Origin of the sequence: Leptotrichia sp. HMT-225 (assembly GCF_030644325.1) — a bacterium.
Lineage (GTDB): Bacteria > Fusobacteriota > Fusobacteriia > Fusobacteriales > Leptotrichiaceae > Leptotrichia > Leptotrichia massiliensis.
Map to the genome: position 1 here is coordinate 1582998 of NZ_CP130323.1, position 12255 is coordinate 1595252.

The window sequence follows — 12255 nt, forward strand, 5'->3', positions numbered from 1 at the left end:
ATAAAAAAAGATTATCCTAAATTTAATTTTTTAAGATAATCAATTTTTATTTTTATTTAAACATAATTCTAATCTGTTCTCAGTGCTTCCATTGGCTCCAATGCCGCGGCTTTTTTCGCTGGATAAACTCCAAAAATTAATCCTATCATTGTAGACACCAGTATGCACACAAATACTATAACTGGACTTAAAATTGGCGAAGTTTGTATAAACATTCCAACCAAAAGTGCTAACGAATACCCAATTACAACTCCAATTATACCTCCAAAAAATGTCAAAATAACTGCTTCTATAAGAAACTGAATAAGAATATGCCCCGTTTTCGCTCCAATCGCCTTTCTAAGTCCAACCTCTCTTATTCTCTCGGTAACACTTACAAGCATTATATTCATAACTCCTATCCCACCTACAAATAATGAAATAGCGGCAACTCCGCTTATAAAAAGTGAAAGCATATTAAGAATATTGTTAAATTCATCCAGCCCTTGACTTGTTGAATTTACATTGTAAACATTAGGCTCACTCCCTCTTGTTTTTAGCTTTTCTTTTACAACTTCCATTATTCTGCTCATTTCATTAGCATCCGTAGTCTTTATCTGAAGAGCAGTGTATTTATTCTGCTCATTTCCTTCTAAATGATTTAAATAATTGTTAGGAAGAAGTCCCATCGCAGGCATTTGAGCACCACCTCCCAGACTTGCATAAGGATTTTTAAACACTCCAACAATTGTTACAGTTTGACTATTTTTTCTAAAATTTAAAGTCAATTTCTTTCCTATCGGATTTTCACCAGCAAATAGTTGATCAGCTGTTATATTATCTATTATTACATATTTTCCATCTTTTCTATATTCATTTGGTAAAAATTTTCTTCCTTTTATTATTGTGTAATCTGAAATTTTAAAATAATCTTCTGTGACTCCAGTTCCAGTAAACATCTTATCTGAACCATCATTTGTAGATAATCTTGCAAAAGTGCTAGAAGTTGGAGTAACAGCTTCAACACCTTCTATATTCTTTAATTCTTTAATATCCTTAGGTGTCAATAAATCCTGCGACTTATAAGTCTGCCCTGGAGAAGTATCAATTGACACTTCAAAGTTTGATACTCCAAGTTTATTCAAATCTCCGGTAATATTCTCTTTAACTCCCGCTCCCAGTGAAGACATCATTATAACTGAAGATATTCCGATTATTATTCCAAGCATTGTCAAAAAGGAACGTATCTTATAGCTAAATAAATTTGATACTGATAATTTTAGTAATTCCATAAAATCCATTTACACTACACTCCTCTCCGATGCTGAACAATTTCATCCTTTTCTATTACACCATCTTTTAATCTAATAATTCTTTTACAATGCTCTGCCACATCTTCTTCATGTGTAACCATAACTATCGTTGTTCCATTATCATTCAGTTTTTTAAAAATTTCTAGAACTTCTTCTCCAGATTTTGAATCCAGATTTCCAGTTGGCTCATCTGCTAAAAGGATTTTTGGATTATTTATTATTGCCCTTGCAATTGCTACCCTTTGTCTTTGCCCTCCTGACATTTCGTTTGGCTTATGATGAATTCTTTCACCAAGTCCAACACTTTCTAGTGCCTCTGTTGCCTTTTTTAGCCTTTCAGCTTTTTTTACTCCGGCATACAAAGCTGGCAAAGCCACATTCTCTAAAGCAGTCATTTTAGGCAATAAATTAAAAGTTTGAAAGACAAATCCTATTTTTTTGTTTCTTATTTCAGCAAGAGCATTTCCTTTTATAGTCGAAACATCTTGATTATCTAAAATATAAGTTCCAGATGTAAGGCTGTCAAGACAGCCCAAAATATTCATAAGAGTAGATTTTCCACTTCCAGATGGTCCCATAAAAGCCACATATTCCCCTTCACTTACAGAAAGATTAAGCCCCTTCAAAACCTTTAATTCCATGCTTCCATTTTTATATATTTTTACTATATCGCTTACTTTTATCATAAAAATTACCTCTAAAGTTTATTTTCCTATCTTGGTGGTGGTCCTCCAGGTCCTCCACCTTTTCCTGTTTGTTTTTCCTCCTTAAATATTACACCATTAGGAGCTACTTTCTGTTTTGACGGGTCTGCAATTTTTATTTTTTGTCCGTCTTTCAATCTCTCATCCGCAACAGTAATTACTCTTTCTCCTACTGATACTCCTGATTCTACAGCATAAAAAGAATCATCATTTATTCCAATTTTAACTTCCCTTTTTGAAACTTTGTTGTCTTTTCCTACAACAAAAGCATAATATTTACCATTTTCATTAATAACAGAGCTATATGGCAGTTTTGTTACATTTTTACTTTCTTTGTAAAAAATTGTTGCCGTTATTGTAGCACCTGGTTTTAAACCTTTAGTTTCATTTATTTGGATTTTTACAGTAGTATTACTTTCATCAAGTGTTGAGCTTTTTTCAGCCACTCCAGAAATTTGCAAAACAGATCCTTCTATTTTCTCTCCGTCCGGCAATGAATCTGAAGTAATCTCAACTCTTTGCCCAACTTGAATATTTTTTACCTCATTGTCTGAAAGGCTTACCTCTACCCTCATGTTTGTTGAATCCGATACTTTAAACAAAGTCGTTTCAGTATTTACACGGTAATTTTCATCTGCAGTCATTTCTGTAATAACACCGTCAACTGGACTTGTTATTTCATCTTTTATAAGCGACAGATCTTCCTGCAATGTAGCCAGTTCTAATTTTGCTGTCTTTAATGATGTTCTCGCATCTTCAATACTGGCCTTCTGCTCACTGTCAACCGTATCCAAATCCAGCCTTGAATTTCTTAGATCTTTTCTTGCATTGTCTACATTAACCCTTGTTTCTCCACCAACTTTATACAATTCTTCTGCATTATATAAATCTCTTGATTTTTGCTGAATTTCCAAACTTTTAGATTCTTTCTTTCTTCTAAGTGAGCCTTGAGCATCAACCAAATTTCTTTCATATTTTTTAATTTCTAAATTTTTCATTTGTATTTTTCTCAAAGTCTCATTTTTGTCAACTGGATAAAATGTCAAAACTACATCGCCTTTTTTCACATTATCCCCTTTTTTAAAGAACACTTTGTTTACTCTTTGGCTTGAAGTTGTAAATACTGAAACCGCATTATCTGATACAACTTGTCCATTTTTTGAAACTGATAGCGAAATATTTCCCCTATCAACAGTTGTCACTTCATATTCAGGCTCAGCTTCTTTTTTTCCGCACGCAACTGCGGCAAACAATATTACAGCAAATATTGTCATAAATTTATAAAAATAATTTTTATTTTTTGACTTTTTCCTCTTTGATTCAATAGTTTTAACTATTTCAGAAAATTCTGTATTTATTTCCACAAAATCACCGCTTTCCTAATTTTTATTTTTATTTTTTACATTAATAATCTCTATTTATAATATTTTATTTTTTTAGTAAATGCCGCAAGTTCATTTTTGGCGGTTTCATAGTCTATTACAGCTTTTTTATAGTTATTTCGCTTTTCCACGTAGTTGGAATATGTGTCAACTCCCAGTTCGTATTTCTTAGCATAAATTTCATATTCTTTTTTCTTAATATTCATTGTATTTTGAGCTGTCAGCTCATTTGTCTGGTAAGTCGTGTAAGTTATCATCTGCTGTCCAGCATTTGACACTAGCTCATTTTTTTTCTGTTCATACTGCAGTTTTAATTTATCTGCTTCATTCTTCAAATCCTCAAGAGTATCATTGTGTATTTTGAAAGTTTTTGACACAGATAACCCAACAACAACAGAATGATCCTTTAACGAATATCCAATATCTCCTGATAATTTAGGATACTTATAGTCAATATTTTCCTTTCTTAACTGTTCATTGTTCAGCTGTGAATTCAATTCTATTGTTTCAGCTTCTGATAATCTAAGAGCATAGAAATCATCCTTTTTCAGCTCAACTTTTTTCAAGTCATCAAGTTTCTCTTTTTCAGGCAAAGCAACATTGTAAACTGTAAACCGTTCCCCTAGAATCTGCAGTTCCCGTCCAAGATTTTCATATTTGAGCTGAGAATTTTCATATTCTGTTTTTGCCAGCTCATAGTCATACTGTGTCGCCGTTCCCAGTTCCAATTTTTTAGTCTGAATAGTATAATCTTTTTTAGTATCTTCTAACGTAAGTGCTTCCTGCTCAATTTCTTTCTGCTTATTTTTATAATTTTTGTATAAATCTATCAAATCACGTATTTCTGAATTTTTTGTAGTTTCATTGCTAATTTTCTGTATATTTCGTGAAATTTGATTAGTTTTTTTATTATAATTAACATCACTATACCCAAAATAATCATTCAAAGTTTTAGAAATACCAATTTTATTTTCTGTAAGTTCACTGCTTCTAAAATTATATGCATTCCTATAATAAAACATCCCATACTTTACATTATTTTGCATAGTTAGACCATTTGCTACTCCGTGTAATGTATAATTATTATCCGAAGTTACACTAACTTCATTCCACTCCCCATTTTTTAAAGCCTTATACTTTATATCAAACTTTCTCATATTTTTTTCATTAATTTTTGTCGTATACGAATTTTTTTCATACTCAGAAATCAAGTCATCCACATTAACTGCAAACCCTACTACACTAAACGTTAATAATGCTGATAAAATCTGTATTTTTCTATTTTTAAAATTCAAAAATATTCTAACCATGTAATCTCCTTCCTTCCAGAATGAACAGCTTATTTTCCTCAAAATTTATTATAACACTTATTTCATAGAATATCATTTTTTTTTGACAAATTTATGTCATTTTTTTAAATTTTTTATTTAATTAATTTTTTTGTATTTTTAAGTATTAAAGTTGTTTAACAATATAATTCTCAAATTCTATAATCTTTTAGTATTTAAATTATTAATTTTTATTTCAATCAAATAATGATTATTAATAAATATTTTCAACTAAAATAACCCAAAAAATTTGCTTAGCTAAATACTTAAAGAGTAATTTTTTGATAAAAGTATTAAACAAACTTAATTTTTAAAAGATTGAAATATAATAAATAAAATGATATACTTTTATAAGATAAATAACATTTATAATTATTTTTTAATAAAAAATAACAACACAAATTAAATAATATAAATTGGAGGATGATTTAATGGAAAAATCCGCATTTTATCATAGAACTGAATCTGAATACGCCTACCTTTATACAAAAGACGAAATTCACATTAGACTAAGAACTAAAAAGAACGATGTTGCCGAAGTAATACTTCACTATGGAGATACAGCTCTATTTGACTTTACGCAAGATTATCAGTATCATATTTCAATGTCAATAATTACAAGCGATCTTTACCATGATTACTGGCAAGCCAGTGTAAAAGTTGATTATCGTCGGATTTCATATTTATTTGAAATAATAAGCACAGATGGGGAAAAAGTATTTTTTGGTGATATGGGAGTTGTTGAAAATCAGCCATATCAATACCAAGCTGGGGCAAATAGTTTTAAAATACCATATTTACATGATTCTGATAGGGTAAAAGTGCCTGAATGGGTTCGAGAAACTGTATGGTATCAAATTTTTCCAGAGCGTTTTGCTAACGGAAATCCTGAAATTTCCCCCATAAATAGTTTGGCTTGGGATACAGATATTTCGCCTAAGCACGATGATTTTTTTGGTGGTGATTTGTATGGGATACTCCAAAAACTTGACTATTTACAAGATTTGGGTATTACAGGTCTTTATTTCTGCCCTGTATTTGAAGCTCCAAGTAATCATAAATACGACACTGTCAATTATTTTGAAATTGATAAGCATTTCGGAGATAAAGAAATTTTCAGAAAATTAATTGAAGAAGCTCATAAACGAAATATGAAAATTATGCTTGATGCTGTTTTTAACCATATTGGAAATCATTCAGCACAATGGCACGATGTTATAAAAAATGGAGAAAATTCCATTTACCGTGACTGGTTTTACATTCACAGTTTCCCAGTTTATACAAACACAGAAAAAATTCCAGATATTCATCATTACTTAAATTACGACACCTTTAAATTTAGTCCAAAACTTCCTAAACTCAATACTTCAAATCCTGAAGTTAGACAATACCTGCTCGATATTGCAACTTATTGGATAAAAGAATTTAATATTGATGCATGGCGACTAGATGTGGCAAATGAGGTTGAACATCAATTCTGGAAAGGTTTTCATAACACAGTAACAGCTATTAAACCAGATATTTACATACTCGGAGAAATCTGGCACAATTCACATACGTGGCTAAATGGTGATGAATTTCACGCTGTAACAAATTATCCTCTTGCTGCTAGTATAAAAAGTTATTTTCTAACTAAAACAATTTCAGCAGAAGAATTTAAGAATCAAATTAACAGTCAGCTTATGTACTATCGTCAACAAACTAATGAAGTTATGTTAAATATGCTTGACTCCCACGATACCGAGCGTATCCTCACTACAGCCAAAGAAAATCATAATGCCGTTAAATCTGCACTAGCCTTTACGTTCCTGCATTTAGGATCTCCATGTATTTATTATGGTACTGAAGTCGGTATGAAAGGTGGTTCAGATCCTGATTGCCGTCGAGTTATGCCTTGGGATGAAAATAAGCAAGATACAGAAATGAAAAATTTTATTAAGAAATTGATTGCTTTAAGAAAAGAGTACATAAACTGGATTATTTATGGAAAACGAAACATTGAAATCCTTGAAAATAATATTTTGCAAGTTACAATTAATTATAATAATTTTAAGCTTACTATAAGCTATAATAACACAAGCAATATTATTAAATTGGAAAATACAAAAAAAATTCTTTTAAGTAATTCTAAACTTATTTCAGAAGGTAGCACTATTCTTCTTGAACCTGATACCTTTGCAGTGCACTTATATTAAAACAAACTTAAGTTTTAGATTTACCAATTTTAAATCAAATTTTAGAAAATTCCTCTTGTACGAGAGGATTTTTTATTTCAAAAAATTCAAAAGAAAAAAATAAAGATAGAATAAAAAATTTCTTACTCCATCTTTATTATTATAATTTGTTTTGTTTAGTTAAATTTTATAATTTAATTCTTGAACTAGATTTTCCTAAAACTATTAAAACTTATAAAGTTAATTTTAAATTGCATTTACTAAAATGCTTGTTAGTCCAGAAATTTTTACATTTTTCCCGTCTACGTTTACATTTTTTTCTGTATCAGATAAATTATGTAAAACAATTACTGATTTATTTTTATAAGTCCTTTTATATGCTAATATCTGGTTATCATTAACATTTACTATTTTTAAATCACCATATTTCAAAGCTTCATTTTCATTCCTTAGAGCTATCCATTTTTTGTAATAATTGTATAGTGAATCAGGATTTTTCTTTTGAACTTCCAAAGAAGGTGTATTTGTATTATTTTTTATTTCTTCCCAGTTTGTCTGTCCTACTTCACTTCCCCATAAATAAGGTTCTCTTATTTCTTCATCAGGTTTGCTTCCTTTCATTCCCAATTCTTCTCCATAATATATAAACGGATTTCCAGATAAGGTTAATAGTATTGAAGCTGCTAATTTTTGATGCCTTAAATCAAGTAAGCTATTCGCAATTCTATTTTGATCATGATTTGTTAAAAATTGTGCATCAATATAATTAGATGCGACTTTTCCATAAGTTTCATATATTTTTGATAATTTATCAGAAAAAATCGTAGCATCTTGGGAATTTATAGCTTCGGCTATACCGTTTTCTGATATTCCAAAATCAAAATTTGAATCAAAGGCTGTATAATAAGGAGCAATCTTATTTGTATCATTCCAAACTTCACCTACAATATAAATATTCGGATATTCCTTTTCAAGACTGTTTCTAAATTCCTTCCACCAGTTTATATTTTCCTTTTCCAAATCAACCTTTTCAGGATATTCCCCTTCACCATATATATGATACGCTCCATCTATTCTATAACCATCTATTTTAGCTTCACTAATCCAATATTTTGCAATCTTTTTTACTTCTTCTCTGACTTGTTTATTACTGTAATTTAAATCAGGCATGCCTTCCCAAAATATAGCATAATACTGCTCTTCATTATTTAATTTATTCCAACTTTTATGATCCATTGCATAAGAATTTAGATTTAAAGACTTATCATTGTTTTGAGCTACTCTATAATAAGACTTATATTTACTGTCTTTATTCTGAACCGCATCTTTAAACCATGGATGTTCCTTGCTTGTGTGATTTACGGGTAAATCAAGAATAATTTTTATCCCTTTACTATGTGCTTTTGAAACTAGATTTTTCAAATCTTCTTTTGTCCCGTATTCTGGATCAATGGTATAATAATCAGTTACATCGTATTTATGATAACTAGGTGATTTAAAGATAGGAGTTAGCCATATTCCCTGTATCCCTAATTCCTTTAATTCATCAAGTTTATCAGTTATTCCTTTAATATCTCCTATTTTATCATTATTACTATCTGCATAAGATCTTACAAATATTTCGTAATAAACTCCTGATTTTTCAATTTTACTTTTTTCAGTATTATTAAAGTCTTTTATATTTTTATTGTGACATGAAAAAATACTTAAAATTAATGCTGCTATTAATAAAATCCACCTATTTATTTTTTTCACAGATTTAACTTCCTTTCGTTTTGGAAAATCAAGATTATCCTTTTGAAGCTCCAGCTGACAGTCCAGCTACAATATTTTTCTGCAACAGTACAAACAATAAAGTTATCGGTATCGCAACAAGTATTGCTCCTGCGGCAAATAATGTATAATTACTATTATTAAGCCCCGAAATCCATTCAAAAAGACCTACAGCCAGCGTCTTTTTCTCTGGACTCAAAAGAATCATTTTTGGAAATATAAAATCAAACCAAGGTGCAGTAAAATTAATTAATGCAATAAATACTAATATCGGTTTTGCCACTGGCATAATTATTTGAAAAAATGTTCTTAAAGGTCCTGCTCCATCAACTCTTGCCGCTTCATCCAAGCTCGCAGGTATTCCATCAAAATATCCTTTTGCAAGCCATGAATTGTATGGAATTTGCCCTGCTATATATATTACAAGAAGTCCTAAATATGTATCAACCAAATTAAGTCTTTTTAAAAACGCATATATTGCAGTCATTGCCAAAAATGATGGAAACATTTGTAATATAAGAACTGTTACCATTGTCTGCTTTTTCCCTTTAAATTTGTATCTTGAAAAAATATACGCTGTTAACGTTGTTATAAATAATGAAATTATCATATTTACTACCGCTATGAAAAGGGTATTTAAATACCATCTCGGATAATCTGTTTTAAATAGTTCTGCATAATGAGCAAAAGTTATCTGTTTTGGAAAAATGTCAGTTCCAAATATTGAAGTACCAGGTCTAAGCGATGCTCCTACAATCCATATTACAGGAAATATTACAATAAGTGATATTACAACAAGCAATATGTATATAAAAACAGTTAATATATCAAATTTTACTTTTTTTTCTGCCATTTTACAACACCGCCTCCTGATTAAATGTTTTAGATCTTGCCAATGTTAATAAAGATATACTTGCTACAAATAAGAATATAAATATAGTTACTGTTGCTGCTAAACTAAATAAGTTATTATCCATTGTAAGTTTATATATCCAAGATACTAATATGTCGGTATGTCCTGCATATCTTAGGCTAGAATCTGCTGGAAGTCCATTTGTCAACAGATAAATTGCTCCAAAATTATTAAAGTTAAAAGCAAAAGTCAATATCATTGTAGATCCTAGTTGAATCCACAACATTGGAAATGTTATATTTTTAAATTTTTGCCATTCAGTCGCTCCATCTATATCTGCTGCCTCATATAACGAACTCGAAATATTAGTCAATGCTCCTGATATTAATACCATAAAATATGGTGCTCCTAGCCAAGTATTTACCAATATTGCGATTATTTTTGCACCTGTTGGATCAGTCAAAAATGGAATATTTGTATGCAACAAAGCATTTATTGGTCCTAATCCATTAAACATAAGTCTAAATACTAATAACGATACAAAAGAAGGAACTGCATAAGGAAGTATGAATATTGCTCTCCAAAGCCCTTTAAATTTTATTCTTCTACTGTTAGTTATAATTGCCAAAAGTAATCCTGCCGCAAAATTAAATATAGTAGTTAAAATAGCCCAAACTAGAGTCCATCCTGCAACTACAAAAAAAGTTTTAGATAATTCTTTATATTTTATAAGTCTTACGAAATTATCAAATCCTACCCAATCAAACAGATTTTTAGGTGGAAGATGATCTGGTCCTGAATAGTTTGTAAATGCTATCAAAACTGTCAAAAGCATAGGAAAGAATACAATAAAAATTGTTCCTAAGGCTCCTGGTGTTAAAAATGTCGGCATAAAAAATTCATCCATTACATAATCTCTATATTTTTCACCTTTTGGTAAACTATTTCCTGCATCAATGAATTTCCCAAGTTTTTTTGCATCTTTTAAATTATATACATAAAAAATTGTAAACAAAATTAATATTATAAAAAATAAAGCACCATTTACCAGATAATCAAGCGAATTGTCTCCAGCTGTAGTTTTAAATATAGTTCGTACTTCAGGTTTATCTCCCAAACTTACAAATTTGTAAAGTACATTGCTAAATAAACCTGCTAAAAGTATTCCTCCCATTAATAAATGCATTATAACAAAAAGAACTCCCTTAACTATATGTCCAGCTAGAAATTGCCCAGCTCCCGGTAAAAGTGCCGAAGCTATTAAAAATTTCTTTTCTTTATTCATTTTACTTCCACACTTTCTATATTTATTTTGTGTCTAAATATCTTAAAATCATACAAAAATTTTAAATAATAAAATTATTTTAGCCAAACTACTTCTTATCTTAAAGTTCAAAAAGCAGTTTGACTATATATTGTTTATTAAATCTCTAACTAAAAAGTTTTTTAATTTATTATTTTATTTTTTTGTTGCTGCAACTTGGTCTTTAATTGCTTTTACAGCGTTATCAAGTGCAACTTTTGGTTGTGCTTTTCCTGCCCAAGCATCTCCTAAAGCAGCTCCCATTGGTGTCCATACTGCTCCCATTTCAGGTACTGATGGCATTGGTTCAGCAACTGAAATTTGTGCTAAGAATGCTTTTGAAATATCGTCTGTTGGTTCAAAAGTTTTTAATGGAGGAATTTGCCCTGTCATTTCAAATCTTTTTTGAAGCATTTCTTTTGAAGAAGCAAATTGTAAGAATAACACTGCTGCTTGTGGATATTTAGTAGTAGAATTAATTCCTAATATTCTTACACCTGAGAATGATTTAGGTTTTTTACCATTAATTGTAGGTAATGGTACTACACCATATTTTACTTTAGAATCTTTTAAATCACTCAAGAACCAAGGTCCATTTATCACTGCTGCAACTTTTCCTTCATTAAATAATGCTTTTATAACATTTCCATTTACATCTTCAGCTTTATCAGCAGAAATTTCTTTTAATTTTAACATTGCTTCAAGTCCTTTTACAGCACCATCATTATTAAGTCCCATATCGTTAACATCTGTTCCATTTTTAAACACATAACCTCCGTCAGCTGAAAGGAATGCGTAAGAAAAATAGAAATTCGCTGGTTCAAATAAAATTCCAAATTTTTGTGCACCTTTATCAGTCAATGATTTTGTAGCTTCAATTAATTTTTCAAATGAATCAGGTGCTGTTGGTAATAAGTCTTTATTATAGAACAATGCATAAGTTTCCATTGCTAAAGGTACACCATAGTGTTTGTTGTCCATTGCTTTAGATCCACTTACAGCTCCTGGATAAAAATCTTGTTCCACTTTATTTACCAATTCAGGTACATCATCCAATGTGAATAACAACCCTGCACTTGCAGCTGTTCCTATATTATCATGCGGGAAAACTACCAAGTCAGCAGCTCCAGAATCTGTTTTTCCTTCAGTTTGTAATTTTTTTACTACATCTGGTGCTTCTACATTTTCATAAGTTACTTTTACATTATATTTTTTTTCAAATTCTTCAGCTACATATTTTATCCAATCTGCTTCTTTTCCTTTAGATTCCCAAACTTTTAAAGTAGCTCCATTTTCTGGTTTTATTTCTGTCGCTGGTGCAGCTTGTCCGCCTCCATCTGTTTTTTCAGCTTCTTTTTTTCCACAAGAAAGTAAAATCATCATAGCTGAAATAATTAAAAATATCTTTTTCATTTTTATATCCTCCGATTTGTTTTTAAATCAATA

The 12255-nt window shown here is 30.2% G+C and carries 9 protein-coding genes; 1 reads left to right on the plus strand and 8 read right to left on the minus strand.

Annotated features, from left to right (window positions below; all coding sequences use genetic code 11):
* Positions 1–68 precede the first annotated feature (68 nt).
* From QU666_RS07770 to QU666_RS07785, 4 genes are read right to left on the minus strand one after another with little or no spacing between them, the layout of a single operon-like run.
* The gene (locus QU666_RS07770) at positions 69–1280 is read right to left on the minus strand and encodes an ABC transporter permease (RefSeq protein WP_036069999.1); all 1212 of its coding nucleotides are present in this window, start codon (positions 1278–1280) and stop codon (positions 69–71) included.
* Positions 1281–1285: 5 nt separating this feature from the next.
* On the minus strand, positions 1286–1978 hold the full coding sequence (locus QU666_RS07775; protein ID WP_021768472.1) for an ABC transporter ATP-binding protein: 693 nt from the start codon (positions 1976–1978) through the stop codon (positions 1286–1288).
* A 26-nt stretch (positions 1979–2004) separates the two neighbouring features.
* Complete coding sequence (locus tag QU666_RS07780) at positions 2005–3360, minus strand: efflux RND transporter periplasmic adaptor subunit (RefSeq protein WP_021768473.1); 1356 nt, start codon at positions 3358–3360, stop codon at positions 2005–2007.
* A 50-nt stretch (positions 3361–3410) separates the two neighbouring features.
* The gene (locus QU666_RS07785) at positions 3411–4688 is read right to left on the minus strand and encodes a TolC family protein (protein WP_021768474.1); all 1278 of its coding nucleotides are present in this window, start codon (positions 4686–4688) and stop codon (positions 3411–3413) included.
* A gap of 449 nt (positions 4689–5137) precedes the next feature.
* Between QU666_RS07785 and QU666_RS07790 the strand changes: the two genes are divergently transcribed.
* Positions 5138–6901 carry a glycoside hydrolase family 13 protein gene (locus QU666_RS07790; protein ID WP_021769420.1) on the plus strand — a complete coding sequence of 588 codons (1764 nt, stop codon included), beginning with the start codon at positions 5138–5140 and terminating at the stop codon, positions 6899–6901.
* Positions 6902–7126: 225 nt separating this feature from the next.
* Here QU666_RS07790 and QU666_RS07795 read toward each other — a convergent pair whose 3' ends face one another.
* From QU666_RS07795 to QU666_RS07810, 4 genes are all read right to left on the minus strand, one after another.
* Positions 7127–8635 carry an alpha-amylase family glycosyl hydrolase gene (locus QU666_RS07795; RefSeq protein WP_021769419.1) on the minus strand — a complete coding sequence of 503 codons (1509 nt, stop codon included), beginning with the start codon at positions 8633–8635 and terminating at the stop codon, positions 7127–7129.
* 34 nt (positions 8636–8669) lie between these two features.
* Positions 8670–9506: a sugar ABC transporter permease gene (locus QU666_RS07800; RefSeq protein ID WP_021769418.1), complete on the minus strand. Its 837-nt coding sequence runs from the start codon at positions 9504–9506 to the stop codon at positions 8670–8672.
* 1 nt (position 9507) lies between these two features.
* Entirely contained in the window at positions 9508–10791 is a 1284-nt protein-coding gene (locus tag QU666_RS07805; protein WP_021769417.1) for a carbohydrate ABC transporter permease, read from the minus strand.
* A gap of 174 nt (positions 10792–10965) precedes the next feature.
* On the minus strand, positions 10966–12222 hold the full coding sequence (locus QU666_RS07810; RefSeq protein WP_021769416.1) for a maltose ABC transporter substrate-binding protein: 1257 nt from the start codon (positions 12220–12222) through the stop codon (positions 10966–10968).
* Positions 12223–12255 lie beyond the last annotated feature (33 nt).